Origin of the sequence: Clostridium tertium (genome assembly GCF_902652255.1) — a bacterium.
GTDB lineage: Bacteria > Bacillota > Clostridia > Clostridiales > Clostridiaceae > Clostridium > Clostridium tertium_A.
Map to the genome: position 1 here is coordinate 97,269 of NZ_CACRTO010000046.1, position 20,859 is coordinate 118,127.

The 20,859-nt window shown below is 29.5% G+C and carries 17 protein-coding genes and 21 tRNA genes; 33 read left to right on the plus strand and 5 right to left on the minus strand.

The features are described 5' to 3' along the window. Positions 1–88: 88 nt before the first annotated feature. From GPX08_RS14550 to GPX08_RS14575, 6 genes are all read left to right on the plus strand, one after another. Positions 89–766: a hydrolase gene (locus GPX08_RS14550; protein ID WP_156627555.1), complete on the plus strand. Its 678-nt coding sequence runs from the start codon at positions 89–91 to the stop codon at positions 764–766. A gap of 232 nt (positions 767–998) precedes the next feature. Continuing rightward, on the plus strand, positions 999–2,291 hold the full coding sequence (gene lysA / locus GPX08_RS14555) for a diaminopimelate decarboxylase (RefSeq protein ID WP_156627557.1): 1,293 nt from the start codon (positions 999–1,001) through the stop codon (positions 2,289–2,291). Between the two features lie 244 nt (positions 2,292–2,535). Beyond that, a complete protein-coding gene (locus tag GPX08_RS14560; protein WP_156627559.1) occupies positions 2,536–2,760 on the plus strand; it encodes a DUF3006 family protein in 225 nt (74 codons plus the stop codon). After that, positions 2,760–3,293, plus strand: coding sequence for a signal peptidase I (lepB, locus tag GPX08_RS14565; RefSeq protein WP_156627561.1), 534 nt, complete (start codon positions 2,760–2,762; stop codon positions 3,291–3,293). The genes GPX08_RS14560 and lepB overlap by 1 nt, the downstream gene beginning before the upstream one ends. A gap of 22 nt (positions 3,294–3,315) precedes the next feature. Next, the gene (hflB, locus tag GPX08_RS14570; RefSeq protein WP_156627563.1) at positions 3,316–5,319 is read left to right on the plus strand and encodes an ATP-dependent zinc metalloprotease FtsH; all 2,004 of its coding nucleotides are present in this window, start codon (positions 3,316–3,318) and stop codon (positions 5,317–5,319) included. 221 nt (positions 5,320–5,540) lie between these two features. Continuing rightward, positions 5,541–7,619 (plus strand): AAA family ATPase, encoded by a 2,079-nt coding sequence (locus GPX08_RS14575; RefSeq protein ID WP_156627584.1) that lies wholly within the window; start codon positions 5,541–5,543, stop codon positions 7,617–7,619. A gap of 152 nt (positions 7,620–7,771) precedes the next feature. Here GPX08_RS14575 and GPX08_RS14580 read toward each other — a convergent pair whose 3' ends face one another. Further along, on the minus strand, positions 7,772–8,485 hold the full coding sequence (locus GPX08_RS14580) for a superoxide dismutase (RefSeq protein ID WP_156627565.1): 714 nt from the start codon (positions 8,483–8,485) through the stop codon (positions 7,772–7,774). A gap of 297 nt (positions 8,486–8,782) precedes the next feature. Here GPX08_RS14580 and GPX08_RS14585 point away from each other — a divergent pair, with 297 nt between their 5' ends. The 3 genes from GPX08_RS14585 (at position 8,783) to GPX08_RS14595 (ending at position 12,029) form a co-directional block, all read left to right on the plus strand. After that, positions 8,783–9,085, plus strand: coding sequence for a thioredoxin (locus GPX08_RS14585; RefSeq protein ID WP_156627567.1), 303 nt, complete (start codon positions 8,783–8,785; stop codon positions 9,083–9,085). Between the two features lie 111 nt (positions 9,086–9,196). Further along, complete coding sequence (locus tag GPX08_RS14590) at positions 9,197–9,898, plus strand: response regulator (RefSeq protein ID WP_156627568.1); 702 nt, start codon at positions 9,197–9,199, stop codon at positions 9,896–9,898. Further along, the gene (locus GPX08_RS14595; protein WP_156627570.1) at positions 9,873–12,029 is read left to right on the plus strand and encodes a sensor histidine kinase; all 2,157 of its coding nucleotides are present in this window, start codon (positions 9,873–9,875) and stop codon (positions 12,027–12,029) included. Before GPX08_RS14590 ends, GPX08_RS14595 begins: the two co-directional genes overlap by 26 nt. Positions 12,030–12,104: 75 nt before the next feature. Here GPX08_RS14595 and GPX08_RS14600 read toward each other — a convergent pair whose 3' ends face one another. Further along, on the minus strand, positions 12,105–12,374 hold the full coding sequence (locus tag GPX08_RS14600; protein ID WP_156627572.1) for a hypothetical protein: 270 nt from the start codon (positions 12,372–12,374) through the stop codon (positions 12,105–12,107). A gap of 112 nt (positions 12,375–12,486) precedes the next feature. On the opposite strand from GPX08_RS14600, the gene GPX08_RS14605 reads away from it, so the two are divergent. Continuing rightward, a complete protein-coding gene (locus GPX08_RS14605; RefSeq protein ID WP_156627574.1) occupies positions 12,487–14,040 on the plus strand; it encodes a peptide ABC transporter substrate-binding protein in 1,554 nt (517 codons plus the stop codon). Positions 14,041–14,055: 15 nt separating this feature from the next. On the opposite strand, the gene GPX08_RS14610 is transcribed toward GPX08_RS14605, so the two are convergent. Further along, positions 14,056–15,609: a hypothetical protein gene (locus tag GPX08_RS14610; RefSeq protein ID WP_156627576.1), complete on the minus strand. Its 1,554-nt coding sequence runs from the start codon at positions 15,607–15,609 to the stop codon at positions 14,056–14,058. A 96-nt stretch (positions 15,610–15,705) separates the two neighbouring features. On the opposite strand from GPX08_RS14610, the gene rph reads away from it, so the two are divergent. From rph to GPX08_RS14725, 23 genes are all read left to right on the plus strand, one after another. Next, a complete protein-coding gene (gene rph, locus GPX08_RS14615; RefSeq protein WP_156627577.1) occupies positions 15,706–16,452 on the plus strand; it encodes a ribonuclease PH in 747 nt (248 codons plus the stop codon). Positions 16,453–16,454: 2 nt separating this feature from the next. Next, positions 16,455–17,066, plus strand: a complete 612-nt coding sequence (locus GPX08_RS14620; RefSeq protein WP_156627578.1) for an XTP/dITP diphosphatase — start codon at positions 16,455–16,457, stop codon at positions 17,064–17,066. Between the two features lie 9 nt (positions 17,067–17,075). Further along, positions 17,076–17,555 (plus strand): YfcE family phosphodiesterase, encoded by a 480-nt coding sequence (locus tag GPX08_RS14625; protein WP_156627579.1) that lies wholly within the window; start codon positions 17,076–17,078, stop codon positions 17,553–17,555. A gap of 148 nt (positions 17,556–17,703) precedes the next feature. Further along, positions 17,704–17,779: transfer RNA gene (locus GPX08_RS14630), tRNA-Pro, on the plus strand. Positions 17,780–17,794: 15 nt separating this feature from the next. After that, a tRNA-Gly gene (locus tag GPX08_RS14635) sits at positions 17,795–17,868 on the plus strand. 73 nt (positions 17,869–17,941) lie between these two features. After that, a tRNA-Arg gene (locus GPX08_RS14640) sits at positions 17,942–18,018 on the plus strand. Positions 18,019–18,024: 6 nt separating this feature from the next. Continuing rightward, positions 18,025–18,100 (plus strand) — tRNA-Pro (locus tag GPX08_RS14645). A 15-nt stretch (positions 18,101–18,115) separates the two neighbouring features. Continuing rightward, positions 18,116–18,189, plus strand: a tRNA-Gly gene (locus tag GPX08_RS14650). 28 nt (positions 18,190–18,217) lie between these two features. Continuing rightward, positions 18,218–18,294: transfer RNA gene (locus tag GPX08_RS14655), tRNA-Arg, on the plus strand. A 5-nt stretch (positions 18,295–18,299) separates the two neighbouring features. Beyond that, a tRNA-Lys gene (locus GPX08_RS14660) sits at positions 18,300–18,375 on the plus strand. 6 nt (positions 18,376–18,381) lie between these two features. Beyond that, positions 18,382–18,457, plus strand: a tRNA-His gene (locus GPX08_RS14665). 5 nt (positions 18,458–18,462) lie between these two features. Further along, positions 18,463–18,537, plus strand: a tRNA-Gln gene (locus GPX08_RS14670). A gap of 5 nt (positions 18,538–18,542) precedes the next feature. Beyond that, positions 18,543–18,618: transfer RNA gene (locus GPX08_RS14675), tRNA-Lys, on the plus strand. Positions 18,619–18,628: 10 nt separating this feature from the next. Beyond that, a tRNA-Leu gene (locus tag GPX08_RS14680) sits at positions 18,629–18,712 on the plus strand. A gap of 27 nt (positions 18,713–18,739) precedes the next feature. After that, positions 18,740–18,814 (plus strand) — tRNA-Gly (locus tag GPX08_RS14685). A gap of 6 nt (positions 18,815–18,820) precedes the next feature. Continuing rightward, a tRNA-Gly gene (locus tag GPX08_RS14690) sits at positions 18,821–18,894 on the plus strand. A gap of 14 nt (positions 18,895–18,908) precedes the next feature. Next, positions 18,909–18,985 (plus strand) — tRNA-Arg (locus GPX08_RS14695). A gap of 6 nt (positions 18,986–18,991) precedes the next feature. After that, positions 18,992–19,067: transfer RNA gene (locus GPX08_RS14700), tRNA-His, on the plus strand. Between the two features lie 5 nt (positions 19,068–19,072). Next, a tRNA-Gln gene (locus tag GPX08_RS14705) sits at positions 19,073–19,147 on the plus strand. 5 nt (positions 19,148–19,152) lie between these two features. Continuing rightward, positions 19,153–19,228: transfer RNA gene (locus tag GPX08_RS14710), tRNA-Lys, on the plus strand. 10 nt (positions 19,229–19,238) lie between these two features. Further along, positions 19,239–19,322: transfer RNA gene (locus tag GPX08_RS14715), tRNA-Leu, on the plus strand. 27 nt (positions 19,323–19,349) lie between these two features. After that, positions 19,350–19,424: transfer RNA gene (locus GPX08_RS14720), tRNA-Gly, on the plus strand. Positions 19,425–19,430: 6 nt separating this feature from the next. Further along, positions 19,431–19,504, plus strand: a tRNA-Gly gene (locus tag GPX08_RS14725). Between the two features lie 181 nt (positions 19,505–19,685). Here GPX08_RS14725 and GPX08_RS14730 read toward each other — a convergent pair. Both GPX08_RS14730 and GPX08_RS14735 read right to left on the minus strand, forming a co-directional pair. Then, positions 19,686–19,889, minus strand: coding sequence for a hypothetical protein (locus GPX08_RS14730; RefSeq protein ID WP_156627580.1), 204 nt, complete (start codon positions 19,887–19,889; stop codon positions 19,686–19,688). 437 nt (positions 19,890–20,326) lie between these two features. Then, positions 20,327–20,403: transfer RNA gene (locus tag GPX08_RS14735), tRNA-Arg, on the minus strand. Between the last annotated feature and the right edge of the window lie 456 nt (positions 20,404–20,859).

The window sequence follows — 20,859 nt, forward strand, 5'->3', positions numbered from 1 at the left end:
ATGTATACCGTAAAGAAATATAAAAGTAGTATAATATTATTAAACGTAAAAAAGCATAATATATAAAAACTAATAGGAGGAGTTTTATATGGATGGGAAGAAAATCAAACATGTACCAGAGATAAAGGGCGCATTAAGAAGCCATGTAATAGAAGTTCCATCTTGCATAAGAGAGTGTAGCGGAATAAAAATTTTCGGAAAAAGAATTAAGTCATTATTATTCACTACAGATGTTGCAATTATAAAAAATACAAATGCTGATGCTATTATAGCAGTTTATCCTTTTACTCCTCAACCCATTATAACTCAAGCTCTAGTAATGGCTGCGGATATACCAGTCTTTTGTGGAGTAGGTGGTGGAATCACTCAAGGGAAAAGAGTAGTTAACTTAGCCTTAGATGCAGAGTTTAAAGGGGCTATGGGAGTGGTAGTAAATGCACCTACATCAAATGAAATAATAGAAAATGTTAGAGAAGTAATAGATATACCTGTAATAGTTACTATAGTATCTGAGTGTGAAAGTATTGCAGATAGAATTGCAGCAGGAGCTACTATATTAAATGTATCAGGAGGTAAACATACACCAGCAATTGTAAGAAAGATAAGAGAAGAGTTTCCTACTTTCCCTATTATTGCAACTGGAGGTCCTACTGAAGAAAGCATAATGAGAACTATTGAAGCAGGAGCTAATGCTATTACTTATACCCCACCACTATCTGGAGATATTATGGGAGATTTAATGGATAAATATAGAGGCGAAAATTAGAAAATAAATTTTTAAAATTATAGAATAATTCTGAAAAAAAGTGTATAATAATATATATATAAATAAACTGTTAAGTTAAAATAACCACTATGGAATTCCATAGTGGTTTTATTATATAAGTTGCAATAAGATTCTACACTTTATTAAGTTATATTTAGCGTTAAAAGTATTTAATAGTATGAAGTTATCTTAACAACTTATGTATAAATATAAAATATTTGGAGGTTGTTTTATGAAGTTATTTGGGGCGAGCAAGATAGAAGGAAGTGACTTATATATTGGAGGAATTAAGGCGACTAGCCTTGCGGAACAATATGGGACTCCGTTATATGTTATGGATGAACAGCTTTTATTAGATAATTGTAGGGGCTATATAAATGCATTTAGAGCAAAAGAAGAGAATAATAGAGTTGCATTTGCAGGAAAAGCTTTTTTAACTGTAGAAATGTGTAAACTTATTGATAGAGAAGGTCTATATTTAGATGTAGTTTCAGGTGGGGAATTATATACTGCATATAAGGCTGATTTCCCTATGGAAAAGATATATTTTCATGGGAACAACAAAACAATAGATGAAATAGATTTAGGCATAAAATTAGGGGTAGGAAGATTTATTGTAGATAATTCGTGGGAAATGTCTAAAATAAATGAGATAGCAGAAAAATATAATAAAAAACAAGATATATATTTAAGATTAACACCTGGAATAGAAGCCCATACTCATGATTATATTAAGACCGGTCAAATAGATTCCAAATTTGGCTTTGCGCCTGTTGGAAACATAATTTTAGATGCGGTAAAGCAAGGGCTATTATTAGAAAATGTTAATTTAGTTGGATTGCACTGTCATATCGGCTCTCAAATATTTGAAACTACACCTTTTAGAGACGCCGCAGAAGTTATGTTAAAATTTATAAATGAAATAAAGCAAGAAACAGGACATTTAATAGAGGAATTAGATTTAGGAGGAGGTTTTGGAATATATTATTCTGAAGGAGATAAACCTAAATCAATTGAAGAGTATTGTAATGTTATATTAGATAGAGTTGATGAAGTATGTAATGAGTTAGGACTAAAAAGACCTATATTAACTATAGAACCAGGTAGATCTATAGTAGCAAATGCAGGAACTACATTATATACAGTAGGTTCTATCAAGGAAATACCGGAAATAAGAAAATACGTAGCTGTAGATGGTGGTATGACTGATAATATAAGACCTGCCCTTTATGGTGCAAAATATGAAGCATTTATAGCGAATAAGGCAAACTCTCCTGCTAACGATAAGGTTACTATAGCAGGTAAGTGTTGTGAATCTGGTGATATACTGATTAATGATATAGAAATTCAAAAAGCAGAGAGTGGAGATATTTTAGCCGTTTTATCTACAGGAGCTTATGGATTCTCAATGGCAAGTGGATATAATAGAATATTAAGACCAGCTGTAGTATTTGTTAGAAATAGTGAAGCAAGAATAGTAGCAAAGAGACAAAGTTACGAGGATTTAGTAAAAGATGAAGTTTAAAATGTATAATGTAGAATGAATGAAAAAATTCCTATGGAGTTTTTGAAAAAATTACTTCCTCAGTTTTTCATTTTCAATTTTTCATTCTTAATTCCTGAAGGGTTGTTGTTTTATAACAACTCTTTTTTGTTTATAAATTTCGAGTTATGTCTGATGTATTTTAATTATTATTCTATTTAAAATTGCTATAAATATGATATACTATAATATAAGCTAAAAAAGAGAGGTGATATTTAGTACTACGATGAAAGAAATGTTTTACATAGTAGATAGAATAGAAGGTAACAATGCAATATTAGAGGATAAAGAAGGTAATATAATTAACGTAGAAATTACTAATATAAGAGGAAATTTAAAAGAGGGCAGTGTTCTTTATAAAAAGGATTCCCTATACTTTATAGATGAAGAAGCAACTAGAATAAGAAGTGAAGAAATAAATAATTTATTGAAAGGATTATGGGAAGATTAATGGAAATTGATGAAAAGGAAGAGGTTACTAAAAAAAGCTTTATTAGTGAATGGGGAATTCCAATAATTTCTGCAATTATAATAGCTTTTCTTATAAATAAGTTCTTATTGTTTAAAGTAATAATTCCATCAGAATCTATGGTACCTACATTAAACGTTGATGATAGATTATTTGTAACAAGAGTTTATAATTTGGATAAGTTAAAAAGAGGAGATATTGTAGTATTTTATTCAGAAGAGCTTCAAGCAGATTTAATAAAGAGATTAATAGGCTTACCAGGAGATAAAATAAAGATTGAAAACGGAATAGTTTCAGTAAATGGAGAAGTTTTAAAAGAAGATTATATTGGAGCATCTGATAATTTTAGTGGAGAATATGAAGTTCCAGAAGGAAAGTATTTCTTCTTAGGAGATAATAGACTTTGGTCAAAAGATTCAAGGTATTGGATTAATCCTTATATTGATGGTGACGATATAAGTGGAAAGGCTCAAATTAAAGTATTTCCTTTTGATGAAATAGGAAGTGTAAAGTAGATTGATATAGAAAGGAAGAAATATGGATAATAAAAATACCGAAGAAAACAACAATAATGGAAAAAAACAGAATAGTATATGGTATATAATTTTAGCATTTTTATTTTTATATGCATTTACATCTGCCAAAAGTTTTATGACTACTGAAGAAATAACATATAATAAGTTTCTTTCTATGATAGAAGAAAAACAAGTAGAAAGTGTTATCATATCATCAGGAGAAATAAAGATTTTACCTAAAGAAAATGAGGAAAATGCATCTGGTAGAAAGATATTATATACAGGTAATGTAGATGACCCTAATTTAATAAATTTATTAAATGAAGCAGGTGTAGAGTATAAAGCTGAAGCGGTTCAAAATAACTTTATGTCTGAATTTATATTTAATTGGGTTATCATGCCTTTAATATTATTTAGTATATTTAGATTTTTATTCGGAAGACTAGGTAAGAAAATGGGTATGGGCGGACCTATGATGGGCATGGGGAAAAGTAATGCCAAAGTATATAGAGAAAATGATATAAAAATTACATTTAATGATGTTGCAGGTCAAGATGAGGCTAAAGAATCATTAAAAGAGATAATAGATTATTTAAATCACGCAGAAAAATACATAGATATAGGAGCAAAGTTGCCTAAGGGAGCCTTATTAGTTGGACCTCCAGGAACAGGGAAAACATTACTTGCAAAAGCGGTTGCAGGTGAAGCAAATGTACCATTTTTATCAATTTCAGGTTCAAACTTTGTTGAAATGTTTGCTGGAATGGGAGCTGCAAAAGTAAGAGACTTATTCCAAGAAGCAGAAAAGAATGCTCCTTGTATAATATTTATAGACGAAGTAGACTCTATAGGTAAAAGTAGAGATTCTCAGATTCAAACTAATGATGAAAGAGAACAAACTTTAAATCAATTATTAACTCAAATGGATGGTTTTGATTCTACAAAGGCTATAGTAGTATTAGCAGCTACTAATAGACCTGAAATATTAGATAAAGCATTATTAAGACCAGGTAGATTTGATAGAAGGGTAATAGTTGATAGACCAGACTTAAAGGGAAGAGTAGATATACTGAAAGTACATTCTAAGGGAGTAAAGCTTGGTGATGATGTAGATCTTGAAGAAATTGCAAAGAGTACTCCAGGAGCTGTGGGAGCAGACTTAGCTAACATAGTTAATGAAGGTGCATTAGCTGCTGTTAAAAATGGTAGAGAATATGTAATGCAAGAAGACCTAAGAGAAGCTGTTGAAGTAATAATAGCAGGTAAAGAAAAGAAGGACAGAATTCTATCTCCTTTAGAGAAGAGAATAGTTGCCTTCCATGAAGTTGGGCATGCTCTTGTAGCAGCTCTTTTAGATAATACTGATCCTGTTCATAAGATAACTATTGTTCCAAGAACTATGGGAGCGTTAGGTTATACAATGCAGCTTCCAGAAGAAGAAAAGTACTTAGTATCTAGAGAAGAGCTAACTAATCAAATAATGGTTATGTTAGGGGGAAGATCAGCAGAGGAAGAAGTATTCAACTTAGTTTCAACTGGGGCATCTAACGATATAGAAAGAGCTACTAAGACTGCAAGAAGTATGGTAACAGTATATGGTATGACAGATAAGTTTGATATGATGGCTTTAGAATCAGTACAAAATAGATATCTAGATGGTAGAGCTGTTAGAGAATGTAGTGATCAGACTTCTACATTAATAGATGAAGAAGTACTAGGAATCATTAGAACTTGTCATGAAAATACTAGAAAGCTTTTAAGAGATAATAGAGATTTATTAGATAAGATTTCTGAATACTTATTAGAAAAAGAAACAATATTTGGTGATGAGTTCATGGAATTTGTATTTGAAAAATATCCAGAGCTTAAATTGAAAAAAAGAAAGAAAGTAGAATCAGATAAATCTAATAAGGAAAATATTATTATTGATGTTGATATAGAAGAAAATAATAATGTTGAAAATATAAACGCTAATGAAGAGAGTATAGAATATAAGAGTAATGACTCTAATTCTGAAGATATATAAGTTAGAGTAAATATTTTACAGTTAATTAAATTATATTTTATTAATAGTGTTTAAGTAATACTATTGATTAAGAGACTTATATAGAATTAATCAAAACATAGACTATAAAAGTTTAAAATTTAAAAGTCAGTCAATACTAAGAGAGAGTGTACAGAGTTTTGTTACACTCTTTCTTTAGTAAATGTTAAGGGGGAGTTACCTTGGATAGAATTGAATTATTGATGGAAGAAGAAAATTTAGAGAAGACTTTAGATATACTAAATCAGGAAACTTTAAATTATATAGAAAAAAGAAAAGCTATAGCTGATTATATATTAGATTATAGAAAAAAATATATTGAGGAATATAGAGATGATGAAGATAAACTTGTAGAATATTTTGATCATGAAAGATATATAAAGGAAGAAAGTTATAAAACTATAGATAGAAAGCTAGGTGAGTTCGTTAAACTTAAAGAATCACCTTACTTTGGAAAAGTTAATTTTGTTGATGATGATATAGCTGAAAGTCTATATATAGGTAGATATGGATTAACACCAGAAGGTAGCTATGATCCAGTGATAGTGGATTGGAGAGCTCCAGTAGCATCATTATTTTATAAGGGAATGGTAGGAGAAACTTCTTATACAACACCGAATGGAGAAATACCTGTAGATATAATAGGAAGAAGACAGCTTATCGTAAAGAAGGCTAAGCTTGAAGGTTTCTTTGATTCAGATATTAATATTCAGGATGAAATATTACAAATGGTATTATCATCTAACTCAGGAGAAAAGCTAAAAGATATAGTTAATACTATTCAAAAAGAACAAGATGAAATAATAAGAGCTGATAGAAGTAAAGCTGTAGTTGTTAATGGAGTAGCAGGTTCAGGGAAAACAACTATTGCTCTTCATAGAGTTGCATACCTTTTATATAATTATAGAAAACAGTTAACAGATAAAGTTTTAATCTTAGGACCTAACGATATTTTTATGGATTATATTTCTGAAGTTTTACCTAACTTAGGAGAAACGGCTGTTAAGAATGAAACATTCTTATCTTTTGCTTATAAAGAAATTAATTTAGAAGAAGAAGTTTCCGACATTACATCTTATTTAGAAGAGGTGTTAAAAGGAAACAATAAAATAATAGATGAAATTAAATATAAATCTTCTAAAGAATTTATAGATTTCTTAGATAATAAAGCAAACGAAATAGAAGAGGGATATTTCAAATTAAGATCTGTTAATTTCTTAGATGAAGAAGTTGTATCTAAAGAAGAAGTTGAAGAATTATTTAATAAGCATTATAAATACATGCCTATCTTTAGAAGAAGTCAAAAGGTAAAAAGAATATTAGTTTCTAAGATAAAAGATAAAAGAGATGAGGCTGTAAGGCTAATAAACTTAAAAGCAAAAGAGGAAAGAGAAGCCTTATCTCCTGAAGAGCTTCAAATTGAAGAAAATAATATTGAATTTAGAAGAAGACTTGCTATAAGAGATGTTGTAAGAGAAGTAATGAAAGTTAAGTCTGAAATAGAAGAGTGGATAGAAAATGAGTCTATTGTTGATATTTATAAGGAAATTTTAAATATTGAAAAACTATCATATTTAGATCTAGCTGGTATATTATATCTAATGATTAAGCTTGATGGCAAGAAGTCTAGTTACGAAATAAAACACGTAGTTATTGATGAAGCACAAGATTATAATATGCTTCAATTCATGGTTATAAAAGAACTTACTGGATGTAGAAGTTATACTATTGTTGGAGATTCAAATCAAAGATTAGTAAAGGCAGAAGAAGTACCTGCTATGCTTAGACTTAAAGAAATCTTTGGTGGATTCTTTGAACTATTTGAATTAAAGAAGAGCTATAGATCTACGTATCAAATAATGGAGTATGCAAGTAAGTTATTAGACGAAGATGCAGTAGTTCCATTTGTAAGAAAAGGTGAGTTTGATGTGTTAGAAACTACAGTTCCAAAAGATAATATGGATGAGTTAGTAGATGTTATATTAAACTTATTAGAAGATTATCAAGAAGAAAAGTACGAAAATATAGCTGTTATTACAAAGGATAAGGAAGAGTTAAATAAAATAGCTCCTGAAATTAAAAAATATACTAATATACTAGCATTTAATAAATCTGAAATAGTGTATAAAGGTGGAAAAGTTATGGTTCCTTCTTATTATGCAAAGGGATTAGAATTTGATGGAGTTATTATAGTAGATTTTGATGAGAATACTGATAATTTAATTAAGTATATTATGAGTACAAGAGCGCTTCATAGATTATCTGTAGTAAAGGTAAGATAAATACTTATATTTAATTAAGACATGGTATTTAAAAAATGATAATTTAAAACTATTAATGTAATTCTGTTAGGATTACCTGAAATACTTTAAAATAAAAAACTCCAAAAGGAGTTTTTTATTTTAATTTTCAATATAAAAAGTAAGCTTTTAAATTACTTTTTATCTGAATAATTTTTTTCTGCTTGTTTCCAATTAACTACATTCCACCAATTATCTATATAATCCCCTCTTCTATTTTGATATTTTAGATAGTAAGCATGTTCCCATACATCTATACCAATAATAGGGGTTAAGCCTTTAGAAATAGGTGAATCTTGATTAGCTGTAGATATGATAGATAATTTTCCATCTTTATCTTTAACAAGAAAAGCCCAGCCTGAGCCAAATCTTCCTAAAGCAGCATCTTTCAATTTAGTTTTGAAATTATCAAAGGATTGAAAATCTCTGTTTATGGCCTTTAATAATTCTCCTGATGGAGCTTGGTTTTTCTCAGGCGACATTATAGACCAGAAAAATTCGTGGTTATACACACCACCAGCGTTGTTTTTAACAGTTTCTCTTATATCTTCAGGTACTGAATTTAGATTTTTTAGCATTCCTTCTATACCCATTTTATATAGTTCTGGATACTTAGAAATAGCTTTATTAAGATTATCCAAATATGCTTTTTCATGCTTATCATGATGAAGCATCATTGTTTCCTTATCTATGTATGGTTCAAGAGCGTCATAAGCATAAGGTAATGGCTTAAGCTCAAATTGTGAATCGCTTAATTTACTACTCTTTGCAGATATATTAGGAATTAATGTGATGAATGTTATTATAGATAAAGTTGCTAATAAAAGTATTGAATATTTTTTCTTCATAAAATACACCTCCTTTATTATTATTTACAATTGGAAGGAAATTTATTAATAAATACTAAAAATGTTATAATAAAATAAGTATATAAGTTTTAAGAAAAAATCTACTTTATATAAAATTGCTTTTTGAGTTAGAAATATTTAAGATAGATAGGTATCTTAATAACTTATATAGAATTTAAAGAACTATGATTTCGATGAAGATAATTTAATAAAAATATTTTAATCTGTAATTTTATAAGATTATATATGTAGGTTATTAATTGAGACATAGATTATTTATTTGGAGGAAATTCAGAGATGGATGTAGAAAAATATGTAAGTGATAATTTAATAAGTATAGTTTACTTTAGCGGATCTATTTGTGGAGCATGTGATGTTATTAGAGATAAAGTTAAGAGACTTATTAAAGATTATGAAAAGATTAATTTCTTAGAAATTAATGCAGTTGAAAATAAGGAAATAGCAGCAAAATATGATGTTTTTACGTTGCCAATATTAATTTTATTTGTAGAGGGTAAAGAAGTATTAAGATTTGGAAGGTATTTTGATATTCTAGAGTTTAAAAATTCTATAGATAGATATTACAATATGATTTTTTAAGAATTCCTTAAGAATTTTGATAGAAACTTTGTAACTTATTTAATTTAATATCATCAGTATAGGAAGTTACTTAAACTACATTTAAATACTACAGTTAATAGGGGAGGATATATGAATAAGTACAATATCTTAGTGGTAGATGATGATAAGGAAATAACTGAAGCAATAGAGATATATCTTTTAAATGAAGGATATAAGGTATTTGTAGCTTATGATGGAATGGAAGCGCTAGATACTATAAGAAAGGAAGATATTCATTTAGTAATTATGGATATAATGATGCCTAATCTTAATGGAACTAGAGCAACTATGGAAATAAGAAAGGAAAAGGAAATACCGATAATAATGTTATCAGCTAAGTCTGAGGACTCTGATATTATACTAGGACTAAATTTAGGGGCAGACGATTATTTAACAAAGCCTTTTAATCCTTTAGAACTTATTGCTAGGGTAAATTCTCAAATTAGAAGATATACTAGATTTTCATCATTAAACAGCTTAAATAATAATGACAACATAATTACAGTAGGAGCTTTAGAGTTAGATAAGGAAAGTAAAAGTGTAACTGTAGATAACAAAGAAGTTAAATTAACTCCATTAGAATTTAAGATATTAAGCTTATTAATGAATAATCTAGGTAGGGTATTTTCGATAGAAGAGATTTATGAAAGAGTTTGGAACGAAGCACCTTATAATGTAGATACAGTAACTGTCCATATTAGGAGGATAAGGGAGAAGATAGAAGTAGATCCTAGAAATCCTCAATATTTAAAGGTGGTGTGGGGAATTGGATACAAAGTCGACAAAAAATAAGATTATCAAAGATTTGGGGATAATAGCTTTAGTTACTTTAGTTATATGTTTTGCTATTTCATTGAAAAACACTTTAACTGAGTATAGTAGGTTAGAAAGAGATTTCAGTAACAATTATTTAAATGATAGTTACTTGATAAAGGATATACAGTATGCAGATGTTTACTTTACTGAATATGCTGATAACTATAAGGATATAGATGGAAATATAAAAGAAGATGTCTATAATAAGCAAGTAGAAGAATATAAGAAGAATCAAGAGGAAAATATTAAAGAGGCTGAAAAAAGTATAAGAGAAAGAGGAAAAGAAGAAAACTTATCAGAAGAAGAAATAAATAAACAAGTAGAAGAGGCAAAAAAAATAATATTAAGTAGTGAAAGTTATGTAGATGAAAATTTTGAAGAGGTTAAAAATAGATTTAAAAGCTTTTTAAGTACTTATATTAATTTAGAATTTTTCTTTAAGGATAGTGAAGGGAATATAGTAACTAATATTAAAGATTATAATATTGAAGATATAATAAATAATAAATCCTTTATTAATGATGAAAATTACTATTATGTATATTTTCCAAATGAAAAACCAATTGGAAATAAAGATCTTTATTCAGATGGCTTAGAGAATTTATATACTGCATTAAGTAGTAATGATAAAGAAATACTAAGGTTCTATAGGATGCCTAAAAATCCAGTTCAAGGAGATCACTTATATGAGATATGGTCTTATAGGGAAATGAATATTAAATCTATTTACAAAAATATAGCTAAATCATCAGTATATGGAATTCTTATATTAGCTATAGTATTTATTCTTTATAAAAAGAGAAAAGATAATGAAATGACTATAATAGAGAAATTATATATTAAAGTACCGATAGATATTAGAGCAATAATTTTTATATATAGTATAAGTCATATCAAAAAAATAATCTTTAATATAATTCCTTACTTTAGTTTTGAAGAATATAGTGTAAGTGGTGTTATATATGCAGTACCATTAATAGTATTAGATTTATACTTAATTAAGGATGTAATCTTAATCTTAGAAGGGAAAAGGAAATTAGGTCAAGTTTCTATATTTAATTTATACAATTTTATAAAAAATAATGCTAAAATTACTAATTTTATAAAGAGTAATAAATTTAAAATTTCCTTTATTATTATAATGTCTATACTTGCGTTGATTTCATTATGGGTATATAAGTATATGTATTGGTATACTATGCTCACGATTGTTGCTGGCACATTTCTAGCCTTCTATATAATAATGACAGTGATTATTTTTATAGTGCTTATCTTTGATATAAGTAAGCTTGATTCAAAAACATTTGAAATATCTAAGGGGAATTACGATAATAAAAATGAAAGTAAGACTGTAATGTTAAAAAGCATAGAAAATAATCTTATTACAATAGAGGATGGATTAAAAGATGCTATAGATAAGGCGGTTGTTAGTGAGAAGATGAAGAGTGAGTTAATTACTAATGTTTCTCATGATTTAAAGACCCCTTTAACTTCAATAATTAATTATATTAATTTACTTAAGGATGATGTAAGTGATGAAAAGAAAGCTAGATATATAGAAGTTTTAGATACTAAGGCGAAGAGACTAAAGGTATTAATAGAAGATTTATTTGAAGCTTCAAAAGCAGCTTCTGGAAATATGAATTTTCAAAAAGAAGACTTAAATATAACAGCTCTATTAAGACAAGTATTAGGTGAATTAGAAGAGAAAATTTCAAAAGCTAATTTAAATATAGTAACTAAATGGCCTGAAGATAAAGTGATTTTATACTTAGATGGTAGAAAAACTTATAGGGTTTATGAAAATTTAGTAAATAATATAATTAAGTATTCAATGAAAAACTCAAGAGTTTATATTGAAGTAGTAGATGATGAAAAATATGTTACTGTTGTAATGAAAAATATTTCAGCATATCAAATTGACTTTACATCAGAAGAAATAGTTGAAAGATTTAAAAGAGGAGATCAATCAAGAACTACTGAAGGATCAGGATTAGGTCTTTCCATTGCAAAAAGCATAGTAGAATTACAAGGTGGGGTATTTAATATAGAAATAGATGGAGATTTATTTAAGGTAAGTACAAAATTCAAAAAATCTAATAATTAATAATAAAAAAAGAAAACTCTTGTATGAGTTTTCTTTTTTTATTAACAATTTGGAAAAAATTGCAACCTTAATTATTTATTTTTCATTATCTGTATTTTCATCTATCAAATCATCTAAGCTAAGTAAATCTTCATCAGTGTTTTCCATAAGAGAATTATTATTTTTATATGTAATTTGATTTATAGCTTGATAGATCTTTTCTAAAAGATAATTTTCTATTCTCTTAGTCTTATAGTATTTATAAAAAATTATAAAAGACCATATTCCTATAATAGCAAATGTCAGCATAAATAAAGCGCCAATGCTATAAAAAATTATTTGAAAAATTTTAACTGCTAAATCCATAAAACCATCCTCCCAAACACTATATAAAAATATTATAGCATAGAAAAACAATTATTTAGTATAAATTTAAAAAGTCAATATTTTTATCTAGAGTGATTACTAATTTATCTATATGGATATAATTTTAGAGGATATTAAATATAAGGAGAAGCATATTATGAAGAAAATTATAACTACTATAGTATTAGCATTATGCTTAATTCTATTTTTAATAGTATTTATAGATGTTGTAGAACCACAGAAAAAAGAAGGTGGTAAGGAGTTTGTGTACTCTATACCAGAAATAAAATACAATCTAAAGTCCGTTGGAAACTTAGATAAGAGGATGCAAGATATAGTTAATGCAACTAGCAGAGGTCTTGTTGAGTTAAATTCTAATAATGAAATAGAACCATCATTATCTGAAAGTGTAGAAGTTAAAGATGATGGGTTAGAATATGATTTTAAATTACGTGAAGATATATATTGGAGTGATGGAAGTAAAATTACTCCTTTAGATATAGCAACTTTTTTTAGGGAGATATTAACTGAAGAAGAAGAGGAAAACATTCCAGCTTTACTCAATGTATATGGAGCTAAAACATATAGGGGAGGAACTGGTTCTTTCTTAAAGGATGTTGGAATTAGTTATGGCGAAAATAATATAGTTTTTAGATTAAATTCTAAAGATGATAAATTCATTGAAGAACTTACTATGCCTCAGTATAGAATAAGAAAGAATGTTTTGTTATGGGAAGATATAAATAATAATTATAGCTCATTAATATATTCAGGTAATTATACTATTGCTGGTATGTCATTATCAGAAATTGACCTTGAGAAGAATGATTACATAAACTTAAATATTGTTAATAATATTAAAGTGATAATTGATGAGGGTGAAGAGGTCGCTATGGCAGCTTTTGAAATAGGGGATAGAGATATAGTTATAAATCCGCCTAAGAGTCAGCTCGATAGATTAAACAATGAAGAAAGGTTAATAAATTTAAAGGCTAACAAGGCGATGTATCTTGCCTTCAATCCGAAGGATGATAGGCTTCAGTTAGAAGGAAGAAAGGAAATATATAGGCTTTTTAATGAAGCTTTTGAAAATTATCAATTAGATAATAGTTTATATGTAGAGCTGGCTGAGGGAAGCTATTTTAGAACAGATAAAGAAGATTTATCAAAATTACAGGCTAGAAAAGTAATGAGTGTGGGGGAAGGTGAATGGAAGAAACCAGAAGTTATCCATCTTATAGCCGAAGAAAGCAGCGAAAATAAAGAAATATGTGAGTATTTAGTGAAATGGTTTGAAAATAACTCTGATATATACTTAATTTATGATTTAGTAAATTTATCAGACTTAGAGAATATAGATAAAGAAAATTATTATGATATGGCATTAATTAGTGGAAGCTTAACATTATCTGATGAAGTATCAATATATAATGATATAATTAAATTTCTAGATTCTTCAAATAAAGAAGAGTTTATGAATTTAAAAACTGAAGGAGAGAGAATTGAAAGTTTTTTAAAGATTGAAGATGAGCTCTTTAATAATTATAAGATATTACCGATAATGTTTTATAATGATAATATTGCTGTTAATAATAAATTTAGAAATATAAATTTAGATGGAAACGGGAATATTGACTTTAGTAAAATAGAAAATGATAAAGATTGAGTTTATACTCAATCTTTATGATTTTAAGTCATCTTCTAATATAGAAATATCTATATTAGAAGATATTTCTTCTTCTAACTTACTTTCTTCTTTTGCTATAGATTCAATATTTATATTAGACTCATCTATTTCAAGATCATCTGTATTCCTTAGTTGAGCTTCTAATTTAATTAAGCTAACTTCTTTTAGAAAATCATCTCTAAATAGAAAAATTATCAATTGATATATAAATAAATTTTTGAAGCTATCAAAAGAAGAACTTGAATTAGAAAAAGTATTCTTCTTTTTAGAATAAGATATATTTCTTCTAAATATAGGGGCAACACCTAAGCTAGATGGTGTTGGAGTAGTGGTAGTTCTAAAGAACCCTTCATCAAGCATATCAGAAGAACTGAAGGTTAGGCCTCTGTATCTTTCTGCTTCATCTAAAGTTGGAGCATCAGGCCAAGAAGTAATCAAGCCTGAGTTTATAAAATATTTTTTATATAATGAAGATATCATAGTCTTATATTCATTCTCTCTATTATCTTCTTTTGAGTAAGTATAAATTGCTAAAAAGTAAAATGCTATATCAAAGCATGAATATTTTAATTCTTTTTTACTAGAAAGCTTAAGGAAAACTTCTTTTTCATCATCATATAAGGAAGATAACTTATTATTTATTTCCTTAGATTTATCCTTAAATGTAAAGATATTAGTATTTTTATAAGATAGTATCAAGTTAATTGAAAAAAGGGATGTATAATCTAAAGATTCAACATAATAATCTTTCTCATCAAATTTATTAATTAAAAAATCAGTTAGATCTATTATTAGTATCTGTGCATCTTTATTTTTTGAATTACTATAAAATATATTAATAGCAAAAAGAATCTTACAGACTTCCTCAAAAGAAGATTCATAAATTTTCTCTTTAAATTCTATAAGAGTTTGTAATATCTCTAACGAGAATTTTTTATAATCCTCAGATATATCATCTTCTTCATATAATATTGAATATAAATTATAAGCTACCATCATAAAAGCCTGATCAGAAAATTTAAACTTATTGTTTTTATCAACTAAATTAAAGCCTTTATAATTATTTTCAGATAGATTTCTTTTTTCAATAAAAACTCCCTCATTACTTCTTAAGTTTTCAGAGTAAAATTCTAGCTGATTTCTAGCCAAAGTTTTATAAGCTTTTGAGTATGAATATAATTTCTCATCTACACCGTAAAAACGAGAATAATAATTAGATAAATTAAGTACACTAGTAGTCAGTAAAGCATTTGTTATAGGTGAAATATCTTTTTTGAAAGATTCTTCATCAAAACCATTATAATTTTTACTATGAATATAGTTAGGAGACGATTTTCTATATATACATAGTAGTGGAGAAAAATTACTGGATGTGGTAATATCAATGGTGGATGATAGTTTTTTATAATTTTTTATAGAATCTACTAATCCACATTTTGATTCTAGAACCAAGGTTCTAATGGCTTCTTTTGATAAGTGGAAAAGTTGGCCATTAATTTCTTTACAAGATAATTTGTTCATTCTAAAATATGGTCCAATATATCGCAAAATTGTCACCTCTTCATTAATCCTTATATTAATAATATGAGTTTAATGTTAAAATAGTGCATAATTTTTAATAATATTAAGAGTGGAGGCTGGATTATGAGAATAGATGGAAGAAAAAACGACCAAGTAAGAAGTACTAAGATAACTAGAGGATACACAAAATACGCAGAAGGATCTGTTTTGATAGAAGTTGGGGATACTAAGGTAATATGTACAGCTTCTATTGAAGATAAAGTACCTCCTTTTCTAAAAGGGCAAGGAGAAGGATGGATCACAGCGGAGTATAATATGCTTCCTAGATCAACTGGCACTAGAAAAGTTAGGGATATTGCTAAACTTAAAATAGACGGAAGAACTATGGAAATCCAGAGGTTAATAGGTAGAGCTTTAAGGTCTGTTATGGATTTAAAAGCTTTAGGAGAAAGAACAATTTGGATAGATTGTGATGTTATACAAGCAGATGGAGGAACTAGAACTACATCTATAACAGGAGCTTTTGTTGCATTAGTAGATGCAGTAAATAAACTTCACAAAGAGAAGCCTTTTAATGTATATCCTATTAGAAAATTTGTTAGTGCAACAAGTGTTGGAGTTTTAAATGGTGAGAAAATATTAGATCTTTGTTACGAAGAAGACTCTAAGGCAAAGGTAGATATGAATATTATAGCTACTGATGAAGGTGAATTTATAGAGATACAAGGTACTGGCGAAGAAGCACCTTTTAATAGAGATGAATTAAATGAACTATTAGATTTAGCTCAAAAGGGAATTAAGCAAATGACACAATTGCAGAAGGATGCATTAAAAATGGATGCATTATGGATAGGCACTGGGGGAAATTAAATATGAAGAGGTTAGTATTAGCAAGCAATAACAAAGGAAAAATAGTAGAAATAAAAAAGCTATTAGAGAAGTTTCCTATTGAAGTATTTTCTCTAAAGGATATGGGAATAGATATAGATGTAGTAGAAGATGGTTTAACTTTTGAAGAAAATGCCAAAAAGAAAAGCGTAGAAATTTATAAAGAGCTTATTAAAAGAGGGGAAACAGATTTTATTGTTATGTCTGATGACTCTGGATTAGAAGTAGATTATTTAAATGGAGAACCTGGGGTTTTTTCAGCTAGATATGCAGGTGAGCATGGAAATGATAAGAAAAATAATGAGAAGCTTCTTAATAAGCTAAGTGGAGTAAAAAAAGATGATAGAAAAGCTAGATTTGTATGTGAGCTAGCTTTAATAAATGACAAAAATGAATACTTTAATGTAAAGGGACATGTAGAAGGAATCATATTAGAAAAAGAATCAGGAGATAGTGGGTTTGGTTATGATCCTTTATTCTTATATGAACCATTTAATAAGAGCTTTGCAGAAATGAGTATGGAAGAAAAAAATAAAATATCTCATAGAGGAATAGCTCTACAAAAGGCTGTTAGAATATTAGAAAGTTTAATATAGGAGGCAATGATGAAAATAGCTGTAATAAGTGATTCTCATTATGATGCCTCATCCATAAAACTAGTAAAGAAATATCTTTGTGATGTAGATGTATTAATTCATTGTGGGGATGGGGCAGAAGATACGAAGTTATTAGAACAAGATTTTAAGGGTGAAATATATGCTGTTAGAGGAAACTGTGATATTAGTAATAAATATCCTAAAGAGAGACTTTTAGATATTATAGGTACTAAAATATTTGTTACCCATGGGCATATGTATAATGTAAAAAGTGAGTATAATACTATTTTTTATAAAGGAAAAGAATCAGAAGCTGATATAGTGCTTTTTGGACATTCTCATAAAGCTATGGTAGCTAATCAGGATAATATGATATTAATGAATCCTGGAAGTGTAACTTTGCCTTATGGTGGAGCTAAAAAAACTATGGGATTTATAGAGTTAACTGAAGGTAAGAGGCCTTATGTATATTTGAAGGAAATAGTCTAATATAAGAAGTTAACTGTGGTTGCAATCCATCAATATATTTTTGCTATAATATGGCATTAAATTTATGGCAAGTATTTTAAAAAAATATATTGACGGATTCGCATTCCTATTGTAGAATAAACATTGTCGCTGAGAGATGTTAGTGTTTCGGGGTGTGGCGCAGATGGGAGCGCGCGTGGTTTGGGACCATGAGGTCGCAGGTTCAATCCCTGTCACCCCGACCAATTAAATCCTTATATGCGGGTGTAGCTCAATGGTAGAGCCCTTGCCTTCCAAGCAAGTTACGTGAGTTCGATTCTCATCACCCGCTCCAAAAAAGGGTTTAAAAAAATGTTGACATTTAAGCGGTAATGATATAAAATAATTTATGTTCTTTACGAGAATATGCGTGTTTAGCTCAGCTGGATAGAGCAACGCCCTTCTAAGGCGTGGGCCAGGAGTTCGAATCTCTTAACACGCACCATAATCTCGGGGTGTGGCGCAGATGGGAGCGCGCGTGGTTTGGGACCATGAGGTCGCAGGTTCAATCCCTGTCACCCCGACCATTTAAAACTTAATATGCGGGTGTAGCTCAATGGTAGAGCCCTTGCCTTCCAAGCAAGTTACGTGAGTTCGATTCTCATCACCCGCTCCATTAAACATAATAAATTAATGGTTATTACGCGTGTTTAGCTCAGCTGGATAGAGCAACGCCCTTCTAAGGCGTGGGCCAGGAGTTCGAATCTCTTAACACGCACCATATATGCGTTATTAGCTCAGTTGGTAGAGCACCTGACTCTTAATCAGGGTGTCCCGGGTTCGATCCCCTGATAACGCACCATTAATGGTGAACGTAGTTCAGTTGGTAGAGCGCCAGTTTGTGGCACTGGTTGTCGTGGGTTCGAGTCCCATCGTTCACCCCATACGCTGGGATATCGCCAAGCGGTAAGGCACCGCACTTTGACTGCGGTATTCGTAGGTTCGAATCCTGCTATCCCAGCCAACTTTGGTTTACTAGCTCAATCGGTAGAGCACTTGACTTTTAATCAAGGTGTACCGGGTTCGATTCCCGGGTAAGCCACCATAATATATATGCAGATGTGGCGGAATTGGCAGACGCACTAGACTTAGGATCTAGCGCCATTGGCGTGGGGGTTCGACTCCCTTCATCTGCACCATATATATTATAAAAATATAAAAAATAAGCGGAAGTGGCTCAATGGTAGAGCGTCACCTTGCCAAGGTGAATGTTGCGGGTTCGAGTCCCGTCTTTCGCTCCATAATATGCGGGTGTAGCTCAATGGTAGAGCCCTTGCCTTCCAAGCAAGTTACGTGAGTTCGATTCTCATCACCCGCTCCATTTTAATGTAATATGCGTGTTTAGCTCAGCTGGATAGAGCAACGCCCTTCTAAGGCGTGGGCCAGGAGTTCGAATCTCTTAACACGCACCATTAATGGTGAACGTAGTTCAGTTGGTAGAGCGCCAGTTTGTGGCACTGGTTGTCGTGGGTTCGAGTCCCATCGTTCACCCCATACGCTGGGATATCGCCAAGCGGTAAGGCACCGCACTTTGACTGCGGTATTCGTAGGTTCAAATCCTGCTATCCCAGCCAACTTTGGTTTACTAGCTCAATCGGTAGAGCACTTGACTTTTAATCAAGGTGTACCGGGTTCGATTCCCGGGTAAGCCACCATAATATATATGCAGATGTGGCGGAATTGGCAGACGCACTAGACTTAGGATCTAGCGCCATTGGCGTGGGGGTTCGACTCCCTTCATCTGCACCATATATATTATAAAAATATAAAAAATAAGCGGAAGTGGCTCAATGGTAGAGCGTCACCTTGCCAAGGTGAATGTTGCGGGTTCGAGTCCCGTCTTTCGCTCCATAATATGCGGGTGTAGCTCAATGGTAGAGCCCTTGCCTTCCAAGCAAGTTACGTGAGTTCGATTCTCATCACCCGCTCCAATAAATTAAGACTAAGTAAAATTTACTTAGTCTTTTTGCTTTGTTGAAAAAAACTTAAAATATCATTGTATATCTTTTAAAAACTTTCATTACTTGCTTATAGAGAAAAAAGCAACATAGCCTATTTGCATTGAAGGGACTAGCTGCTTTATATGTGTTAATCAAATTTGTTTATCTCACTTTAGCTCCAAATAACTCTCATTATTTTAGCATAATCTTCTTCTAAATTTTTCAGTATATTATTAGACAATGCTATAAGTAGTTCAGGATTAAACTCTTCATCTGTAGAAATGAATGGCACGCTGAAATCAATATAATCATCATCAGTTAATACAAATTTGTTAGCTTTGTAATTACAATTAAGTTGGTTTAACAAATATAACATTTTTTCTCTTTTGCAGGATTGTTTAATTTCATTAATCTACATTGAAGTGTAGTAAATAATGAATCGTCCATGCTAATAGTAATTAAAAATATTACTTTTACAGATTAAAACATCCAAAGATTAACAAGCCTGTAGAGTTATTAGGTAAAACTGTTAAAGGGTTAGAATAAAAAGTAAATAAGAAAAAGAAAGAATTAGATAATGAAATTAAAAATAATAAATAAAGTTTTGGAGTGTTTCTTATAGAATGGCTTTTTAATACTAAATTCATTAAGTGCAAACCATCTACAAAAGAAAGGGATGAGGGTATATAGAGAAATTATATTAAAAATAGTAGTATCTATAATAAAAAGATAAAAGATTTAAAATTATAGAGATTTAAGATCATTATATGGAGAAAACAAAAAAACTAGAAACTCGGTTAGATTCTAGCTTTTTGGTGCACCTAGAGGGGCTCGAACCCCCGACCACTGGATTCGAAGTCCAACGCTCTATCCAACTGAGCTATAGATGCTTAAAATATTTTAGGTATATTATAATATTATTACAATAAAATTGCTAGCTTATATAAAATGATTTACAAATATTAGATAAGTATTTATTTAATTAATATAAACTTATCCTTGTGTATCAATATGTATAAATTAAAGAAAAATCTATAAATATTAAGTAATATATACATAATTTTAAATAAATAAAGCAAAACTATATTTATTAAACTAAAGCTGTGATACAATAGTCAATGTTCTTGAGGGAAGGTTGTCAAAGAAATCAAAAAAATGTATTGACAAGAAAAACTCAAGGTGATAATATATAGAAGTCGCTTGAAGGCGACAAAGAAATTGGTCTTTGAAAATTGAACAGAATAAAGTTAAGTAAAATAAACCAGCAATTCTTTTAAGTCTTAAAATTAAGACTCAAAGTAATTTGAGCAAAAGATTAAACTTTTTATTGAGAGTTTGATCCTGGC